The 17,696-nt window shown below is 55.7% G+C and carries 23 protein-coding genes and 1 riboswitch; of the genes, 7 read left to right on the top strand and 16 right to left on the bottom strand.

Annotated features, from left to right (window positions below; genetic code table 11):
- Positions 1 to 215 precede the first annotated feature (215 nt).
- Positions 216 to 1,178, bottom strand: coding sequence for a septal ring lytic transglycosylase RlpA family protein (locus tag XM38_RS26995; protein WP_080806743.1), 963 nt, complete (start codon positions 1,176 to 1,178; stop codon positions 216 to 218).
- Between the two features lie 665 nt (positions 1,179 to 1,843).
- Here XM38_RS26995 and purM point away from each other — a divergent pair.
- Complete coding sequence (purM, locus tag XM38_RS11910; protein ID WP_080806745.1) at positions 1,844 to 2,890, top strand: phosphoribosylformylglycinamidine cyclo-ligase; 1,047 nt, start codon at positions 1,844 to 1,846, stop codon at positions 2,888 to 2,890.
- An 81-nt stretch (positions 2,891 to 2,971) separates the two neighbouring features.
- Here purM and XM38_RS11905 read toward each other — a convergent pair whose 3' ends face one another.
- From XM38_RS11905 to XM38_RS11890, 4 genes are all read right to left on the bottom strand, one after another.
- The gene (locus tag XM38_RS11905) at positions 2,972 to 3,766 is read right to left on the bottom strand and encodes a helix-turn-helix domain-containing protein (protein WP_187329385.1); all 795 of its coding nucleotides are present in this window, start codon (positions 3,764 to 3,766) and stop codon (positions 2,972 to 2,974) included.
- Between the two features lie 24 nt (positions 3,767 to 3,790).
- Positions 3,791 to 4,561: a pseudouridine synthase gene (locus XM38_RS11900; RefSeq protein WP_088429953.1), complete on the bottom strand. Its 771-nt coding sequence runs from the start codon at positions 4,559 to 4,561 to the stop codon at positions 3,791 to 3,793.
- Between the two features lie 79 nt (positions 4,562 to 4,640).
- Positions 4,641 to 5,969 (bottom strand): sensor histidine kinase, encoded by a 1,329-nt coding sequence (locus XM38_RS11895; protein WP_088429951.1) that lies wholly within the window; start codon positions 5,967 to 5,969, stop codon positions 4,641 to 4,643.
- 147 nt (positions 5,970 to 6,116) lie between these two features.
- Positions 6,117 to 6,290, bottom strand: a complete 174-nt coding sequence (locus XM38_RS11890) for a DUF4278 domain-containing protein (protein WP_080806754.1) — start codon at positions 6,288 to 6,290, stop codon at positions 6,117 to 6,119.
- Positions 6,291 to 6,323: 33 nt separating this feature from the next.
- Positions 6,324 to 6,405, bottom strand: a riboswitch (Glutamine riboswitch).
- An 84-nt stretch (positions 6,406 to 6,489) separates the two neighbouring features.
- Between XM38_RS11890 and XM38_RS11885 the strand changes: the two genes are divergently transcribed.
- Positions 6,490 to 7,290, top strand: a complete 801-nt coding sequence (locus tag XM38_RS11885) for a creatininase family protein (protein ID WP_088429949.1) — start codon at positions 6,490 to 6,492, stop codon at positions 7,288 to 7,290.
- A gap of 47 nt (positions 7,291 to 7,337) precedes the next feature.
- On the opposite strand, the gene XM38_RS11880 is transcribed toward XM38_RS11885, so the two are convergent.
- The 4 genes from XM38_RS11880 to XM38_RS11865 all read right to left on the bottom strand — a co-directional run bounded on the left by XM38_RS11880 (position 7,338) and on the right by XM38_RS11865 (position 9,429).
- The gene (locus tag XM38_RS11880; RefSeq protein WP_080806758.1) at positions 7,338 to 7,628 is read right to left on the bottom strand and encodes a YggT family protein; all 291 of its coding nucleotides are present in this window, start codon (positions 7,626 to 7,628) and stop codon (positions 7,338 to 7,340) included.
- 102 nt (positions 7,629 to 7,730) lie between these two features.
- A complete protein-coding gene (locus tag XM38_RS11875; RefSeq protein WP_080806760.1) occupies positions 7,731 to 8,042 on the bottom strand; it encodes a ssl2009 family thylakoid membrane protein in 312 nt (103 codons plus the stop codon).
- A 102-nt stretch (positions 8,043 to 8,144) separates the two neighbouring features.
- Positions 8,145 to 8,795 (bottom strand): uracil phosphoribosyltransferase, encoded by a 651-nt coding sequence (upp, locus tag XM38_RS11870; protein ID WP_088429947.1) that lies wholly within the window; start codon positions 8,793 to 8,795, stop codon positions 8,145 to 8,147.
- A gap of 61 nt (positions 8,796 to 8,856) precedes the next feature.
- Complete coding sequence (locus XM38_RS11865; RefSeq protein ID WP_088429945.1) at positions 8,857 to 9,429, bottom strand: DUF2854 domain-containing protein; 573 nt, start codon at positions 9,427 to 9,429, stop codon at positions 8,857 to 8,859.
- A 121-nt stretch (positions 9,430 to 9,550) separates the two neighbouring features.
- Here XM38_RS11865 and XM38_RS25980 point away from each other — a divergent pair, with 121 nt between their 5' ends.
- From XM38_RS25980 to XM38_RS11845, 5 genes are all read left to right on the top strand, one after another.
- Positions 9,551 to 9,727 (top strand): hypothetical protein, encoded by a 177-nt coding sequence (locus XM38_RS25980; protein ID WP_088429943.1) that lies wholly within the window; start codon positions 9,551 to 9,553, stop codon positions 9,725 to 9,727.
- Between the two features lie 236 nt (positions 9,728 to 9,963).
- Entirely contained in the window at positions 9,964 to 10,284 is a 321-nt protein-coding gene (locus XM38_RS11860; protein ID WP_088429941.1) for a 2Fe-2S iron-sulfur cluster-binding protein, read from the top strand.
- Between the two features lie 4 nt (positions 10,285 to 10,288).
- Positions 10,289 to 10,468 carry a hypothetical protein gene (locus tag XM38_RS11855; RefSeq protein WP_080806810.1) on the top strand — a complete coding sequence of 60 codons (180 nt, stop codon included), beginning with the start codon at positions 10,289 to 10,291 and terminating at the stop codon, positions 10,466 to 10,468.
- A gap of 23 nt (positions 10,469 to 10,491) precedes the next feature.
- Entirely contained in the window at positions 10,492 to 11,592 is a 1,101-nt protein-coding gene (locus tag XM38_RS11850; RefSeq protein ID WP_088429939.1) for a DUF3326 domain-containing protein, read from the top strand.
- Positions 11,593 to 11,622: 30 nt separating this feature from the next.
- Positions 11,623 to 12,207: a CPBP family intramembrane glutamic endopeptidase gene (locus XM38_RS11845; protein ID WP_202978878.1), complete on the top strand. Its 585-nt coding sequence runs from the start codon at positions 11,623 to 11,625 to the stop codon at positions 12,205 to 12,207.
- Here XM38_RS11845 and XM38_RS11840 read toward each other — a convergent pair.
- The 7 genes from XM38_RS11840 to prfB form a co-directional block, all read right to left on the bottom strand.
- The gene (locus XM38_RS11840; RefSeq protein ID WP_080806769.1) at positions 12,204 to 13,514 is read right to left on the bottom strand and encodes an aminopeptidase P N-terminal domain-containing protein; all 1,311 of its coding nucleotides are present in this window, start codon (positions 13,512 to 13,514) and stop codon (positions 12,204 to 12,206) included. The genes XM38_RS11845 and XM38_RS11840 overlap by 4 nt on opposite strands.
- Before the next feature lie 83 nt (positions 13,515 to 13,597).
- Positions 13,598 to 14,389 carry an MBL fold metallo-hydrolase gene (locus XM38_RS11835; protein ID WP_088429937.1) on the bottom strand — a complete coding sequence of 264 codons (792 nt, stop codon included), beginning with the start codon at positions 14,387 to 14,389 and terminating at the stop codon, positions 13,598 to 13,600.
- A 131-nt stretch (positions 14,390 to 14,520) separates the two neighbouring features.
- Positions 14,521 to 15,135 (bottom strand): anthranilate synthase component II, encoded by a 615-nt coding sequence (locus XM38_RS11830; protein ID WP_088431657.1) that lies wholly within the window; start codon positions 15,133 to 15,135, stop codon positions 14,521 to 14,523.
- 8 nt (positions 15,136 to 15,143) lie between these two features.
- Complete coding sequence (locus XM38_RS11825; RefSeq protein ID WP_225889463.1) at positions 15,144 to 15,545, bottom strand: diacylglycerol kinase family protein; 402 nt, start codon at positions 15,543 to 15,545, stop codon at positions 15,144 to 15,146.
- Positions 15,546 to 15,785: 240 nt separating this feature from the next.
- Positions 15,786 to 16,271: an rRNA maturation RNase YbeY gene (ybeY, locus tag XM38_RS11820; protein WP_080806774.1), complete on the bottom strand. Its 486-nt coding sequence runs from the start codon at positions 16,269 to 16,271 to the stop codon at positions 15,786 to 15,788.
- A complete protein-coding gene (locus XM38_RS11815) occupies positions 16,271 to 16,489 on the bottom strand; it encodes a DUF3285 domain-containing protein (RefSeq protein WP_080806776.1) in 219 nt (72 codons plus the stop codon). The genes ybeY and XM38_RS11815 overlap by 1 nt, the downstream gene beginning before the upstream one ends.
- Positions 16,490 to 16,502: 13 nt before the next feature.
- A protein-coding gene (gene prfB, locus XM38_RS11810) for a peptide chain release factor 2 (RefSeq protein WP_137455089.1) occupies positions 16,503 to 17,628 on the bottom strand; the annotation gives its coding sequence in 2 pieces (ribosomal slippage) (positions 16,503 to 17,552 and positions 17,554 to 17,628; 1,125 coding nt in all).
- Positions 17,629 to 17,696: the final 68 nt, after the last annotated feature.

The raw sequence follows: 17,696 nt of genomic DNA, 5'->3' as shown, positions 1-17,696 counted from the left end.
GCTCCCCGGCGCCCTGGCAACTCTAGGGAGCTGTATCGACGAGAGAGCCGAGCCGAGAACCAGCGTGTCCAGATGGTTCTGTTCGCTGACTCCAGTAACGGCCCGGCTTGGTTTTAGGGGTTATATGCTGGGCCCGGTGGCGAGCCAGTCAGCCGTCCTAGACTGAGCTATTGGGTTAATCGGCTCTGTCCTAAGCTGCCTGGCCACCGATGTCTCTAAGGGGTTTGTAGCACCTCGAGCCTGACTGGGCCGACCCCCATGCGGGCCAGTCCGATGGCCCGGGCAGCCCCTGCCGAGAGATCGATGACCCGACCATGGGAATAGGGCCCTCGATCATTGATACGGACGACGACTTGTTGGTTGTTGCGTAGATTCGTCACCCGCACTCGGGTACCGAAGGGCAAGGTGCGGTGGGCAGCCGTGAGGGCGTGCTGGTTAAACACCTCACCACTGGCGCTGCGACGACCATGAAACCCTGGTCCATACCAAGAGGCCATGCCACTACTGACAGAGGCAATGGCGACTTGATTCGCCATCGCTTGCGGACGACCTGCGATCGCATCTAACGGTGCCGCACTCCCTAACAGCCGCCGCAGGCGATTGGCCACATGCAAGGTATCTCGAGGCACACTGCCGGTGGTATCTGGCAAGATGGTCTGGCTGTTGATGACCACCAAGTCGTCATCTGCCAGGGAGATCACATACCGCTCCGCCTCATCGTCCCACCGGGCAGCAATCGTTTCGGCATTGCCCTGGTTCTGCTGAAACTGCTCAATCCGAGCGCCCACCGCAGTGGCCCGCAGCACCGGTTCTTGGCTGACCTCCGCCGAGGCCTCAGCGCTGCGTTTTCCCTGATCCAGGCTAGCTAATTCACCACCAACAAACGTCAATACTGGAATGCCTTGTACGTAGAGCGTTGCGGCTTGTCGATCATCTAGGGCATGGGAATGAATGTAGATAATATCACGGGCGGGAGTCGATGTGGCCCGATGCCCCCTAGCCGACTCAAAAGCAGTTGGCTCCGGCGAGTTCTCGTCTTCGCGATCCAACGAACTGGAGGCATCAATCTGGCGAGCAGGCTCCCTGTCCTCAATCTGCTGGGCATGACTAGACAGTGGAGCGGAGAACGCTGACATCACAAAGGCAGCTGTGAGGCTGCCAATGACATGGTGCTTCATAAAACTCTCAAGAGCGCAACATAGGGGTAAGAGCAACGACTCAGGTCAGCCGCAGACAAGCTAAAAAGCCCGTCAAAACTCATACCCATTTCGACTTCACTCTCACAGGTAGAACGACCATGTAAGTTAGCACGAACCTAAAGCTGCGGGGATCAGGGAAGATTTAGGTGTAGCGAGGCCGGCCGATCCATTCATGAAAAATTTATGTTTGAGCCAAAGTCCCTAGAGAAGAGACTTCCATCCATTATTCCAAGTGACAAGACGTAAATTTTATTTAAGATACCTTATGGCTTGCAGAAAGATCTTCTGGAAAACCAATCGATAGTCGGGAACGTTTTTGCAGAGTTTTCCGTTGAAACGGTCAAAATTATGCAACTTGTTGATGAAAACGTCCCTCGCGTCTATGCAACTTGTTGAAACTGCAACTTGATGCGTGATTTGGCAACAGCAACGCCCAGATTCGGAGACTGCCTAGGGAAGGGATACCTGGCACTGAGGTGAGGCGGATTGAGACAATGGCAACACCAGGTCACCGTAGCGTGGCCAACTCAAGACTGGCCTTGCAAGAGACTCCACCGCTGAGCCTAGAGACGGGATAATATGCTTCAGAACGGGGTGGGACATCGGGTTAACCATGGAGTCCCAAGGATAAGGATGAGGCCCTTATGGATTATCGTGACGCCGGTGTTGATGTCGAGGCTGGACGAGCCTTTGTGCAGACGATTCGCCATCTAGTCGAGAGCACTCAGCGCCCAGAAGTACTCGGCAACTTGGGAGGATTTAGTGGCTGCTGTCGGCTCCCAAGCGGCTATCAAGATCCCGTGTTAGTCGCCGGGACCGATGGCGTTGGCACAAAATTGAAGCTGGCCCAAGCCCTGAATCGCCACACCACGGTTGGCGTGGATCTGGTCGCCATGTGCGTAAACGACATTCTCACCTGCGGGGCAGAGCCGTTATTTTTCCTAGACTATCTAGCCACGGGCAAATTAGAGGCCACCCAGTTAACAGAAGTGGTCGCTGGCGTTGCCAATGGTTGTCGTCAAGCTGGGTGTGCCCTCTTAGGGGGAGAGACCGCTGAAATGCCAGGGTTCTATGGAGCAGGAGTCTATGACCTAGCTGGTTTCTGTGTCGGCATCGTCGAGCGGCAGCAACGCTTGGATGGTGATCAGGTGCAGTTGGGGGATGTTGCCATTGGATTGGCGAGTCAAGGAGTCCACAGCAATGGCTTTAGTCTGGTGCGCAAGATTGTGGAGGCCGCCGCTAAGACAACCGTCTCCCCCTGGCAAGAACGACCAGCCATGTTGCAAGGCCACTCCTTGGGAGAGGTCTGCCTCACCCCTACTCGCATCTATGTAGACCCAGTCTTGACTGCCTGGCGTAGCGGGTTGCCGATTCACGGGATGGCTCATATTACTGGCGGCGGATTGCCTGAAAACCTACCTCGCTGCCTCGGGTCTGGCCAATCCCTACAAATTGACCCAGATGCTTGGCCACAACTACCAATTTTTCAATGGTTGGCGGCGGCTGGGGCCGTGAATCCTGCCGCCATGTTTCACACCTTTAATATGGGCATCGGCTTTGTCGTCTTAGTCCCCCCTGATGCTGCTGAGCAGGCAATTACTAAATTTCATCAGCAAGCTGTAGATGCCTATGCCATCGGTGAGGTGATTGCGGGCGATGGTGAGATCTTGGGTCTACCGCAGGCACCATAGTCCCTGCGGCCTGCTGCTTCGCACGGGCTTCGCCCTACGCGCGGGCACAGTCCTAGTGCCTTCCTAATTCTGCCTTGGTGGCTAGAAGGCAAGGCTAACGGGATTATCTAGGTTGGGGGGAAAGGCGACTTCGGTCACCATACCGGGTTTACCCAAGGTTTCTTGACTACCGTCGTTGTAGCTAACCATAACGCCCCCAGCATTACCAGCCCGAATCACCAGGCGCTCATCGGCGGTCCACAACCGTTGCTCCCCTTCCGGTAGCACTCCTTCGAAGGTGGTGGTGCCATCGGCAATGATGCGAATCCAGGATTGAGCAGTTAGGGTCATCTCAACCCGGATGGGTTTGTCTGGCTGGCTACTCGCTGCTGGGTTCTCTGGCTCCATCGTCGTCGGTGTAGAGGCAGGCGACTGGGGCTCAGTCGCATTGGGAGCCAGAGGTTCTAAGGCCGGGAGCTGGCTGGTGGTTGGTGCTGTCCGCTTCAACACATAGGACAAGCCACTGATGGCGACTACCATCAGTAGAATATAGGCCACGTAAAGGTGCAGGGGCCGCAATTGAGCAGCCGGGGACTCTTTCCAGGAGACTCGCCGTCGCAGGGTCGCCGGGGTAAAAAACTGGCTGGCTAGGGTCTCGCCATCTAAGCCGAGTGCATTACCATAGCGACGAATCAAGCCGCGAATATACACGGGCTCGGGCAACTCTTCCAAATCTGCCGTTTCCAGGGAGCTTAACACTTTCGCTCGAATCAGAGTTTGACCGGCCAGGTGCTCGAGGGACTGGTGCTGGGCTTCCCGAGTTTGCCGCAGAATCTCACCAATCTCGAGTAACTGCTCTCGGTAAATCGTTTCTAACTGGGGCTGCTTGTGTTTCATATAGAAGAACATGATACAGGGAAACTAGCGAAAGCACGACGAGGAATCAATGGCAGCTGTCTTAGGGGTCCCTGCCTCAGCCTGGAGCCGAGTGATCTCATCCCTGGTTAGGGGACGGCTTTTACCGCTTGCCAAGGAGCCTAGAGCCAGCTGACCGATGGCGATCCGATGCAGGCTAAGCACAGGATGGCCTAACTGATCGGCAGTCCGGCGGATTTGACGATTGCGACCTTCCCAGAGGGTGATCTCCAACAGGGTTTGTTGGGAGTTATGGGTGAGTCGGGTCACTTGGGCTGGTTGGGTCTGACGACCGTCTAACATAATTCCCTGGGACCACTGCCTCAGGGTGGCAGCGCTCGGTTGCCCCCGTACCCACACATGATATTGTTTGGGGATGTGGTGCCGGGGATGGGTCAGTTGATAGGTGAGCTGACCATCGTTGGTCAAGAGCAATGCTCCGGTAGAGTCGGCATCTAAGCGGCCAACTGGATGGATGCCTTGCCCTTGGCGTAGATCCTGAGGCAGGTGATCGATAACTGTCGGTCGCCCTTGCGGATCGTGACAGGTGGACACCACGCCGGCGGGCTTATTGAGTAGCCAGACCCAGCGGTCAGGCATGACCGGCTCTAGGACTCGACCATCTAGCTGAATCATATCTACGGCAGGATTGGCTTTTTGGCCGAGATCTGCGATCGCACCGTTAACGACGACTCGCCCCTCTCGAATCATTTGCTCCGCCTGGCGTCGAGACGCCAGGCCCCATTGGGACAAGAGCTTTTGCAAGCGTTCTGCCATCACCAACCCACCCAGGTTTGTCCATCGCCTGAGGAACCGCCCTTATTGAAGCAGGTAAATATGCTGATTACAAGAGGCCTCACTCATGATCCGGCAGGGAACAGAGTAGCACTTTCGGTAGTTCAATCTTCAACCAGCCGCCGCCCGTATCCGGATGGTTATTGGCCTGGATACGCCCCTGGTGGGTATCAATAATCTGGCGCACAATGGCCAACCCCAACCCGGAACCACCACTGCGGTTCGTCTGGCTCGAGAGCGACGCTACACCACGCGTACGAGCTTGATCGGCCCGATAAAAGCGCTCAAAAATATGGGGTAAATCCCTGTCCTTAAACCCTGGACCAGTATCCATAACCTCCAGCGTCACCCAAGCTGTTGACTCGACATCCTCGCCAGAGGGCCTCAAATACGGGTGCAACTCTACATAAACAGATGCCTGAGCCGGACTATGCTTAATGGCATTATCTAGAAGATTGATCAATACCCGATACATGAGTGTTTCGTCCAGCTGAATCAATAGCTCCTGAGGACCGCGATAGCTCAGCTGCAAGTGCTTGATTTTAGCCAGAGGTTCTAAACTTTGCCAGGCGGCCCCAATCAGCTGGGGCAGATCCACCTGTTTGAGCTGCAGGCCCTGAAAATCGGATCCCTCCAAACGGCTAAGGTTGAGCAGATCTTCTACCAAATTGCTCAGCCGTATCGTTTCGTTCAATAGCCGATCAATCCAACCCTGTAGCGGTTGATCGATACGCGGTTTCAGGGTTTCTGCCACCAACCGAATCGAGGTCAACGGCGTCTTCAACTCGTGGGCCACATCCGAAATCCAACGGTCTCGTTGCTGTTGCAGCGTCATCGCCTCTTGACGATTTTCCAGAAACACCCCTACTTGCCCCGCTTCCAGGGGAAAACTACGGCTACGCAGGGGGTATGACGGTCCATCCCGGGGATGTAAGGGATCTGGAGAGACTCGATACAGCATCCAGTCCTGCTGCTGGGGAGTTTGGCTTTGGCGAGTTTCCTCGATCAGTTGGTCCAGTTCAAAGGAGCGCACCCACTCCAATAAGAGTCGCGGCGATTGAGACCGACTAATAGGGGCAATCCCCAACATCTGAGCGGCCTGGTCATTGCACCACAGGAGTTGGTTTTCATCATCAACTTGCAAATAACCAACCGGCGCCGCCTGCAACACTTGCCGGTAATAGCGTAACTGCTGCTCTAGCCCCTGCAGTTGCTGCTGTTGATGGGTGATGGCACTAGATAGCTGGGCTACCGTAGACAGGTGGGACGGATCCCCATCTCCCGATAGCTTACGCAATAGGGAGCGAAGACGGGCCGAACGACGGGTTTGATCCCGTAGCCACAAGGCCAGTCCAATCACTAAGCCCAAACAAAACCAAAACAGAGGCACAGATTCCTCCAGCAGTTCCTACTTGAGCATAGTGCATTAAAAAAGCACCTCACTGAGGTGCTAATTAAGGTAGTTCAAACAACCACCTAGATTGTGTACAGTTGACTCGGCGTGGCCATCGAGCCAATAGTCCCTAGTAGACTAGGCTTACTTGACGCGAGCCCCCCGGTAAACTAAACCACTGGCCCGGCCTTGGGCAGGAGCATTCTTGGCCACATGACGCTTGACGACAGCGCCACGATAACGACCGATGACCTCTTCAGTCATATCTAAGTTTTGGGTTTCGGTTTCGTAGTCAACACCGCGATAACGTAAATGCATGATTCGCCTCTCTGAGTGCAACGAAGTAAGTGAGGCGCGTTCCTTCGGGAGCTTCCCTACTTCCGTCTTCCAATGCCTAAACGTGTTTATTGATAGGCTCTAGAAGATGAACGATTTAATTTCTGTATTCATATTTACAATTTCCCGAGATGCTGTCAAGGCTATAACTATGAAGAAAAGATAATCTTCCCAATCTACTATGCACCACCCCATTCCACCGGAGCGCTATTTCCCCTACCTCACTTGGTGCGACATCGAGGCAATGCCCGATCCGGCCAATGTAGTCTTAGTGCAACCGCTAGGCGCCGTTGAGCAACATGGTCCCCACCTACCTCTCGGGGTCGATGCTGCCATCAGCACCTATGTGCTGGCCCAAGCGCTGCAGTCCTTGGAGGCTACGGTGCCCGCCTACGGACTGCCCCCCCTCTACTACGGCAAATCCAATGAACACCTGCATTTCCCAGGGACAATTACTCTTTCGGCCCAGACCCTACTAGCGGTGCTGATGGAGGTTGGCGACAGCCTGTATCGAGCTGGCTTTCGCAAGTGGGTGCTGATGAATGGCCATGGGGGGCAGCCCCAAGTGCTCGACATCGCCGCCCGGGATCTGCACCAACGCTATCCAGATTTCCTGGTGTTTCCCCTATTTACCTGGAATGTGCCCAACCAGGCTGCCAGCCTACTGTCGGCGCAAGAGCAGGCCTTGGGAATTCATGCTGGGGACGCGGAGACTAGCGTCATGCTGGCCATTCTGCCGGAGCAAGTGCGCATGGCGCAGGCCATCAAAGAGTATCCCCCTGGCTTACCAGAGGGGTTACTGAGTCTGGAGGGAGCGCTCCCCTTTGCCTGGACTACTCGGGATCTTAGCCGCAGTGGAGTCGTGGGAGATGCGATCGCAGCTACTCCGGAAAAGGGAGAGCAGATACTAGACTCTTTAGCCCAAGGTTGGACTCAAGTCATCCGTGAGATTCATGGCTTCCGGCAGCCATCGCCTGCATGACCCCACGGCTCCCAGGCTGGGATTCAGCCCCGGATCAGTACACCGGATCAGTACATGGGATAGGCCAGGGCGGCTAATTCAGTGACGCCGCTGCGCAGCAGTTGTAATACCAAGAAGGCCAGAATCGGAGACAGGTCGATGCCTCCCAGAGGAGGAATAATCGAGCGAAAGAGGTTGAGATAGGGATCGGTCAGCTGACTCAGCACCGAAAACGGCGGACTTAGCCAATCCACATTGGGAAACCAGCTCAGCAGAATCCGAATGATCAGCAGTACAAAATAAATGCTTAGGAACGTGGAGAAGGTTTGAGCTATCAAACCCAGTAACGACGACCCCATGGAGAAACTCCCAATAAATAAGCGATTGCGCCAAAGGCTTACCCTTCAGTTTAACGGATCTTACCGAGATGCCGTCAATGTTAAGGATGACCAAGGCCAGAGTCAAGCATCGCTCATGGATGAGTGGTCTGACGGGGAGGAGGATTGGGAATAGCCATTGACGCCGCCCAACTGCTGCCGCATGTCATCGATGGCGTCGTTGAGTTGAGCGATCTTATCTTCTAGTCCCTGGCGGGCAGATTCCATCCGCTCTTCGGTAGCTTCACCGAGGGCTTCGGTATCTAGATCATCGTCAGGCATTAGACCTCGTCGCTGTAACCGTGCCCCAATCAAGGCTCCCGCGACTCCCCCGACAAGCCCTCCAAAGATGCTGCCGACGATAAACCCACCGGCAAAGTTGTCTTGTTGACTCATGATTATCTATGCCCCTCCTTCACTACGGATTCGGTCTGCGGCAAAAGCTGTGTCGACTTTACACGTTATTGTGACCAAGGGGTTGCCCCGTCGACTACGATTTTAGGTGCCAAAGGTGCGATCGCCGGCATCGCCTAAGCCAGGCACGATATACCCTTGGTTATCTAAGCCCTCATCAATGGCAGCCGCATAGATATTCAGGGTCGGATACGTGTCAGCCAGCTTTTGCAGGGCTACTGGTGCGGTTACCACCGAGATAATGCGGATATAGGCAGGATCGGCTCCCCGTTGGATCAGATCCTGCATCAGGGCCATAATCGTGCCGCCTGTGGCCAACATCGGTTCACTGATGAGCACCCGGCTTTCAGGGGGAAGTTTGTCTGGCAGTTTATTCAGGTAGCAGCTGGCTTCTAGGGTCTCCTCATTGCGCACAAATCCGACATGGTAGACAGATGCTAGCGGCAGTAGCGCCTGGGCTCCCTCCATCAAGGCCAACCCTGCCCGCAGGATGGGAACGATTACCACGGGCACGTCTGGATTGACAAAGGTGGCGGCACAGGGCCCCAACGGAGTTGCAACGGTGGTCTCTAGGGTGGGCAGCCATTCTCGAGTGGCTTCGTAGGTGAGCCAGCGCCCTAATTCTGCCATGGCACTGCGAAAGAGCGTTGACGGGGTAGAGCCATCGCGAGCCACCCCTAACCAATGTTGAATCAGGGGGTGAGGGGGGACGAACACACGGAGTTGAGGAGCCATAGTCCCAAAACAGACAAATTGGCACCATGATACTCCCTTTGCCCAGAGGAATTCTATCGTCTCATCCCTCCTGCTGGGATGATGGCGAGTGCGGTTGGCTGACTAGGGCTAGCTCTATCCGGTCCGTTTCAGGTTGCTGGATCTGGGCTCGCACGCCAGGGCCGAAGAAGGTTTCGATGCGGGCTTGTTTCTCTTGCCAGAGGCTGAGGGGCACATGGGGAGATCTGAATTCCAGCACTAGTCCGTAGTTGCCATCGATATCATCCTCGTGGAGTCCAGCGAGGACGGGGCGTTCCTCATCGGTGGGGCTCAGGCCCAAGCGCTCTAACACCTCATCCAGGTGAGCTTGCTGGCCATAGCGGTAGCGGGTAATGTCTTGACGCAGTTGTTTCTGGATTGGCGTGGCCTGGTGTTGGCGCCGCTCCAGAACAGCAAGCGCTGTGGGCCGAGAATAGGGGACTGGCTCCAATTCGGCGGCTTTCAGGGCCAGCCCTCCCAATAGTATAGGAATCCCGCAGAAAAATCCCACTAGATTTAGTGTGGCGCGTTCTTGAAAATAGGCAATAAAGCCGATGACGGTGAGTACACTGCCAACCATGAGCAGTATGCCTCCTAGAGGGATTTGACGAAACATAGGGGTCCTGGTTATCGATAGTCTTGTCCCATCATCCCCCGTTGTGTCTCGTCCGAATAGGGGATAGCGATTGCAAACGGCTGTATCCTGTTAGGAGAGATGAATTGGCAAATGGGGTTTCATGGATGTACAAGTCATTCGCGATCGCATCCAGCAGATTAAAAGCAAGCGAGCCTCCTTGGTGCGCCTCCTAGAGCAGCCCGACTTGGGTACCTTGCGCATTGATGTGAATCAGGCCTTAGAAGAAATGGACGATTTGCTGGAAGATTTCGATCGCACCTTTCCCGAAACTGGCTAGCTCACCAAGGCAGAAGGCAGATTCAATGCCGCCTTACCACTCTGGCCGATAGAGGTGTTATGTCTGCATGTCTGCCGCAGAGCACTAAGCCAGGAGTCAAGGGCAGATCTCAAGTTAGAGATCCCTCTGGTAATCACATCTCGACGACACTGAGACGACGACACTGAGACGACGACACTGAGACGACGACACTGAGACGACGACACTGAGACGACAGACAGTTTGCTAACAGCCCTATGGCAACTACCTACACCGTTGAAATCCACCACCAAGGCGACGTCCATACCCTCACCGTTGCCGATGACAAAACGGTACTAGCCACGGCCCATGAGGCTGGCTTAGACCTGCCGTTTTCCTGCAGTGCTGGCGTCTGCACCACCTGTGCCGCCCTGTTGTTAGAGGGTAATGTCGATCAAAGCGATGGCATGGGAGTCAGCCCAGAACTACAGGAGGAAGGGTATGCCTTACTGTGTGTAGCCTATCCTCGCTCAGACCTAAAGCTAGAAACCGAAAAAGAAGATATCGTTTACCAGAAGCAATTTGGCCAAGCTCAATAGCACCATGACTACCCACTTCATCACCGCCGAAATCGACCTCAACGCCGTGACTACTGACTTGTCTGCAGCCGTTGAAGCAGAATTGCAGCAGCGAGGAGAGCCCCTGCGCTGGGCCATCACTGCTGTGGATGACGGGCGCCAGACGGCTCAAGTGGAGGCCGTCGTGACCCAAGGGCAGCCTTAGCAGGTTACACCTACCTGGCCCCGATGACCTACACTGCAGTTCTGATTGTCCCCACGGGGATTGGTGCCAGCATCGGTGGCTATGCCGGGGATGCCTTGCCTGTGGCCCGGGCTATGGCTGGGGTGGTAGATCATCTGATTACCCATCCCAATGTGCTCAACGGTGCCCAGCTCTACTGGCCCTTGGCGAATGCCCATTACGTCGAAGGCTACGGCCTCGATCGGTTTTGTGCCGGCCAGTGGGGGCTGCGTCCTGTACCCCAAAACCGGGTCGGGTTACTACTGGACCAGGCCGTCGAGACCGAACTACGCTGGCGCCATCTCCAGGCGGCCGACGCTGCTCGGGCTACTCTGGGATTGGATCTAACCGGCTATATGGTCACGGATGCCCCGTTAGGAGTAACCTTGCAGACAGCGGCTTCGGGGGCAACTTGGGGCACGATTGCACGACCCGATAGCCTGTTGCGAGCCGCGGCTCGGCTGATTACCGCTGGAGCCGAGGCCATTGCCGTGGTGGCCCGCTTTCCAGATGATGAGGATAGTGCGGTGCTACAGGCCTATCGCCAGGGCCAGGGGGTCGATCCCTTGGCGGGGGCTGAAGCCGTGATTAGCCACCTGGTGGTCCGCACTTTTCAGGTGCCCTGTGCCCATGCCCCCGCCCTACAGCCCTTGCCACTGGAGCCCAGTATTTCGCCAAAGTCTGCCGCCGAGGAAACTGGCTATACCTTCTTACCCTGCGTGTTGGCGGGGCTCAGCCAAGCCCCCAACTTTGCCACGTCGCCCAATGATGACCATCAAGCTCTCTGGGCCGATCAAGTGAATGCCGTGGTAGTGCCGGCGACAGCCTGTGGTGGCAGTGGCGTGTTGAGCTTAAGCCGCCAGCGGCCCTTAATCATTGCCGTGGCTGAAAACCAAACTACGATGCAGGTATCTCCGGCCGCGGTGGGGATCGACGCGGTCATCGTGGCCTCTTATCTGGAAGCCATTGGGTTTCTAGCTGCCCATCGGGCTGGGGTCAGCGGTCACCTATTGCAACAGTCTAGCCAGGGGGTGGCCCCCATTGCTGCTCATGCTGCTATTCCCGATCTCTCGGTAGCCAACTCGATGGGAACTGGGGTTCGTTAAGATAGCCCCAGTATGACTAGAGCATTGTGTGTGACTCCTCCCCCCTCCCCTGATCAGCCCCCTATCGATTCCCTCAGTCGGGTACAGATCTTAGCGGCCATCGGCATTACTGCCTTGATTTTGCTGCTGATTGCTCGGCTGTGGCTGTGGCTAGATCCGATATCATTGCTGCCGCTGCACCTGTCTCTGATTGATGGCCTCTTAGGTCTGGGGCTGGGGGCAGCTATCACCCTGGCTAGTGCCCTGGCCTATCAACTCTGGCCCGCCTATCGCCGCAGTGCCGATGTGTATTTGCAATTGGTATTGTCCCCGCTAACGGCGATAGATGTGCTGTGGTTGGGGATATTGCCGGGGCTGAGTGAAGAACTATTATTTCGTGGGGTGATGTTGCCGGCTATCGGCCTCACTGGGTTCGGCGTGGTCATATCCAGCTTGTGCTTTGGCGTTCTCCACCTCAGCAGCCTAGAACAATGGCCCTATGGCATCTGGGCCACGGTGATCGGGCTGGTGTTGGGCATGAGTGCCTTGATCACCGGTAACTTACTGGTACCACTGCTGGCCCATATTGTTACTAACTTGATGTCTAGCTTAGTGTGGAAGCTGCGTCAGTCTTAGGATTCCATTGCCTCCAGAGACTTGGGAACAGCAGCTGTCAGGACCTCGTGCCCCGCGGCTGTCACCAGCACATCGTCTTCGATGCGAATGCCAATCCCTCGCCAGCGCTCATCTACGACAGGTTGACCCTCGGCAGGTTCGTAGTCGGGGGCGATGTAAATGCCGGGCTCGACGGTGACGACGTTGCCAGGCTGGAAGGGTTGCCAGCTCTTGTCTGGATTGCGTAGGGTGCCGACATCGTGGACGTCTAACCCCAAAAAGTGGCCGGTGCCATGCATGAAGAAGGCTTTGTGGGTTTTCTCCTCGATCAGGGTGTCTATCTCTCCCTGGAGCAAACCTAGGTCCACTAGCGCCTCGGTGATGACACGGGTGGCGGCGTCATGGAAGGCATTGAAGGGTTGACCGGGTCTGACGGCATCGATGGCTTGCCGCTGGGCTTCGAGCACCAGCTCGTAGAGGATGCGTTGTTCGGGGCTGAAGTGGCCGCCCACAGGAAAGGTGCGAGTGATGTCGGCGTTGTAGTACTGGTAGGCGCAACCGGCATCGATCAACAGCAGATCTCCCGCTTGCATCTGGCGGTTGTTGTCGATGTAGTGCAGGATGCAGGCATTGGAACCAGAGGCCACGATGGAGGGATAGGCCGGTCCCATAGCTCCCTGCAAGCGGAAGAGATGCTCGATCTCGGCTTGAATTTCATATTCGTAGCGCCCAGGTTGAGTGATCTCGCGGGCGTGGTTGTGGGCTTTGGCAGAGATGGCGATGGCCTGGCGCAGCAGCTCGATCTCTTCGGGCTGCTTCACCCGTCGCTGCTGTTGCAGTACCAGTTGCGCATCTTCGATAGCTACTGGTCCGGTGCCCCGTTTGCGATAGGCGACCAGTAATTGCTGCCAGTGATGCAGAATCTTATCGTCTAGGGTGCGATCGCAGCCCAAGTGATAATAAAGCCGCTCCGCCTTCTCCAGATACTTGGGTAAGTGCTGATCCAACTCCTGAATCGGATAGACCTCATCGGCACCATAGCGCTCCTTGGTCCCCTCAACTCCCACCCGGTAGCCCGACCAAATCTCCTGCTCCTTATCCTTAGGCCGCACAAACAATACAAATCGATGCTCCTCGTGGTGAGGTGCCAACACCGCCACTGCCTGCGGCTCATTAAACCCAGTCAAGTAGTAGAAATCACTATCTTGGCGAAAGGGATGCTCCACATCGCTGTGCATAGTCACCATCGGCGCGGCGCCGAAGACAGCCGCACCCTGACCAATTCTGGCCATGAGCACCTCTCGCCGGGCCTGAAAGATAGATTGCATAGACTCACGCAGGATGAAGGGTTATCCTCAATGGTAACCCGCACCACCACGCCCTGGATTTCCCTGGGGCTATTGCCTAGGCCCTAGCCAAAGGCGTAGCTCATCACCTGAATTCGCCTGCCACTGCTCGGCAAGCTAGCCGGTTGCAGTGTCATGGTTTCTCCGGCTCGACTGACTGGAGTTCCCTCCATCAACGCCAAGAAACCATCCAAGCCTTCGATATCACAAGTCTCTGGATCAGCCGCCTGGGTCCGATAGTGAGTCGGCACCACCAGCTTAGGATTCAAGGTCTGGACTGCCTGGGCTGCCTCCTCGGCGGTATAGGCCTTAGGCCCGCCGCCCACCGGCACAAACAGGACATCCGGACGACCGAGCAAAATCTGCTGTTCCACCTGCAATGGGGCAGCGGCCCCCCCCATGTGCACGAGATTTATTCCCCCCTGGTTCCAGCGCCAGATCACATTGGTGCCAAACCGACGCCCTCCCTCGCGGTCATGGGGAATACCAATGCCCTGCACCCGCAAGTTGGGATACTCATAGACACCGGGATCAGACAAAATTTGAGGATCCCCAGGTAATTCATTCAAATAGCCTTCATCAAACAGACGGCTACTAATTAACACCAGATCACTAGCCACTGCCGGGGAGCGGTAGCCAGCGGTGCAACCAATGGGCTCATTCGGCCAATTACTGCGAAAGGGATTGGCCAAAATCCGACGGCCACCGCCGCTAAATAAAAAGCTAGTATGCCCTAACCAGCGCACCGTGACACCGCTAGATTGCGCCGGAGTAGGCCGCCACTGAGACATGCCCCCTAGCCCCAGGGTCGCCAAAAAGCCTGCTCCCGCATAGCGGACAAGATGTCGCCGTTTCATAGCTGCCTCCCCAAGGGTACATCCCCGTCCATCAACAATCACGACGGAAGATCTATCGATACAGTTTCCCTCGGAGTATAGACCAGGATGGGTCTCAACTCTAGCCATCCTGATGAACTCATCGCCATTGCCTAGGCAGGTAGAGCCACTGCCGGTTGCGCTAACTCTGCCAAAAAGTTTTGCAGCAGATGCTTGCCGGCATGGGTCAAGACACTCTCGGGATGAAACTGCACGCCCTGAATGTGAGGGTATTGACGGTGCTGCACCCCCATGATGGGGCCATCGTCAACCCAAGCCGTGATCTCCAATTCCTCAGGACAACTCTGGCGCTCAATCACCAAGCTATGGTAGCGGGTAGCCTGAAATGGATTATCCAGCCCTCGGAAGACGCCCTGATTGCTGTGATGGATTGCCGATGTCTTACCATGCATGAGCTCAGTCGCTGGTCCCACGCGAGCGCCGAAGGCCTGACCGATGCTTTGATGCCCCAGACAAACTCCCAGAATCGGCAGAGTGGGGCCTAGCTCGCCAATGAGCTCTAGGGAAATGCCAGCCTCGTCAGGACATCCGGGGCCCGGCGAAATCACCACCCCATCGGGCTGCCGTTGACGCACCTGAGCCACCGTGATTTGGTCGTTACGATAGACCTCAATCCCCTGGGCAACTGGCCAAGTTTGCCCTAACTCTCCTAGGTACTGTACCAAGTTGTAGGTAAAGCTGTCGTAGTTATCGATGACAAGAATCATGGCGATGCTTAAGTAGAGAGGGTGGCCCACAGGGGGGGCACAATCAGACAAGCCGCCACCAATACAGAAACCATAGCCGAAATCAGGACGGCGGCAGCAGCACAGTCTTTAGCGATCTTAGCGAGTTCGTGATAAGTCTGCTGCACCGTCAGATCAACAACAGACTCGAGGGCCGTATTGATCAGCTCTATGGCCAAGACAGCTCCGCAAGTCAGGCTGATAATCGATAACTCTACAGCGCTTAAGTGTAGCCATATCCCCAGTCCCAGAGCCACCGTACCGATGACCACATGGATGCGGAAATTACGCTGGGAGCGAAAGGCATAGCTGACCCCCTGCCAAGCGTAACTGAAGCTAATGAACAAGTTATTGGCTACCCGCCAGGCTAGGGGACGCTGGTTACCGGGCATCTCCTCCGGAGAGATGGCCACCGACTTCGTCGATTCTTGAGAAAGAGACATATCAGCCAGTCAAAACATCAGAGACCGTTATGGATACAACCTCTAAGGGGGGCCATCTTAATAATCATCCGGGTTCGGCACTCTAGTCTCAGATGGCCACACAATCTGCTTAAACCTAAGGATGAAGGATTAGTTAGGACACCCTATTCCTGAACGCTCACGATCTAAAACGGCATGTTACTGGTTACTCTAGCCCGACCAGCCGATCCTGACCAATAGTTTTTCCTGTTGCTCTAGCATCTTTATCAACCGTTCATCGTTGGGATGATCCCATCCCAATAAATGCAACAGGCCATGGCTGGCCAACCAGAGCACTTCTTGGGTCAAGCTATGGCCTTGTGCCCTAGCCTGGCAGGCTGCCGTGTCTAAAGAGATGATGATGTCTCCTAGATAGAGGGGCTCCTGCCGTAACAGGTCCGCAGGGGGCAGCCCTGCCTCCAGGGCGGCAAAGGCCAGCACATCGGTGGCAGTATCCTGATGCCGGTAAGCCGCGTTGAGACGCTGTATGCCGGCGTCATCGATGAGCTGTAGCCCCAGTTCGTACTGATGAATTGGTGAGAGCGTGATGCCTAGGGTGCCAATCCAGACTTGAAACCAATGCTGCCAGTCTTCAGTGGTAATCTGGGGAACTTGGCAGGGGGCCACCTGTAGCCAGACTTCTACTTGGGGGACCATTAACGCGTCAGGTAGGCTAGGCCAACTAGGAGGGCCAACAGTCCCGTCGTCGTCAGGGTGAAGTGAAACAGAGACTTGCCGCCTTTCTTCACCATGTTACGCATGGCCAGCTTGATATAGCTGGGAGGTTGTGTCGAGGCGGGTGGCACCGGATCTGGAGGCGTTGGCTTAGATGGAGTAGATGGGGTAGATGGGGTAGACGGGGAAGGGTCACTCATGGCAATCAAACGACTACACGGTTTGCTCTTGTAACACCTGATTATCTTGGCGCAGGTAGGCCTGAATGAAGGGATTCAAATTCCCGGCCATGACATCGTCGATGGCGGTGGTTTCGACGCCAGTGCGCAAATCCTTGACCATCTGGTAGGGATGGAAGACATAGTTACGAATCTGGTTGCCCCAGGCGGCCTCTACCATGTCTCCTCGAATGTCGGCGATCTCGCGCGCCTGTTGCGCTTGGGCGATGATGGTGAGCTTGGCCTTGAGGATAGCCAGGGCCTTTTCTCGGTTCTGCAGTTGCGATCGCTCCTGGGTACAGCGCACCGAGATTCCAGTGGGCAGGTGAGTAATGCGCACCGCAGTCTCGACTTTGTTCACGTTTTGCCCGCCAGCGCCGCCGGAACGGGACGTCTTAATCTCTAGGTCCTTCTCCGGAATCTCCAACTCTATGGTTTGGTCTAATATGGGCATCACTTCAACCCCAGCGAAACTGGTTTGCCGCTTACCATTGGCGTTGAACGGAGAGATCCGTACTAATCGGTGTGTTCCCTTCTCTGCCTTGAGGTAGCCAAAGGCATAGCGCCCCTTCATCTCCAGGGTAGCCGACTTAATCCCAGCCTCTTCCCCCTCGGAGAGTTCTACCAGATGGACTGCGTAGCCCTGTTGTTCTGCCCAGCGGGTATACATCCGCAGCAGCATCTCGGCCCAGTCCTGGGCATCGGTGCCACCAGCCCCCGCATTAATCGTCAGTACTGCTCCTTTCTTGTCGTAGGGGCCCGAGAGCAATTGCTGTAACTCCCATTGGCCCAATTCCTGATTAAGTTGATGCAGGGTCTGCTCCGCCTCCTGTAGCAGGGCCTCATCGGTTTCCTGCTCCAGCAATTCCACGATGGCAGCAGTATCATCCAAATTAGATTGCCATGTGGCCAATTGAGCTAAATGTGCCTTGTAGTCATTGAGATCCTGCATCACCCCCTGCGCCTTCTCGGGGTCATCCCAAAACTCAGGTTGGGCAGCCCGTTGCTCGAGATCCTGAATCTTGGCTTCTAGGGCAGGAACGTCAAAGATACTCCTGGGTTTTACCCAGGCGCTGCGACAGAGAGTCAAGTTCGCGCTTAATGTCAACGGTTTCGAGCATATGCAATCTAATGAAACGTCACCAATACCGGGCCTAGAGCTAGCGCTAGATGCGAGTCATGGGGGATG

Origin of the sequence: Halomicronema hongdechloris C2206 (assembly GCF_002075285.3) — a bacterium.
Classification (GTDB): Bacteria; Cyanobacteriota; Cyanobacteriia; order Phormidesmidales; family Phormidesmidaceae; genus Halomicronema_B; species Halomicronema_B hongdechloris.
Note: the sequence above shows the minus strand (reverse complement) of the source record. Positions and strands in the feature narration are given on the sequence as shown.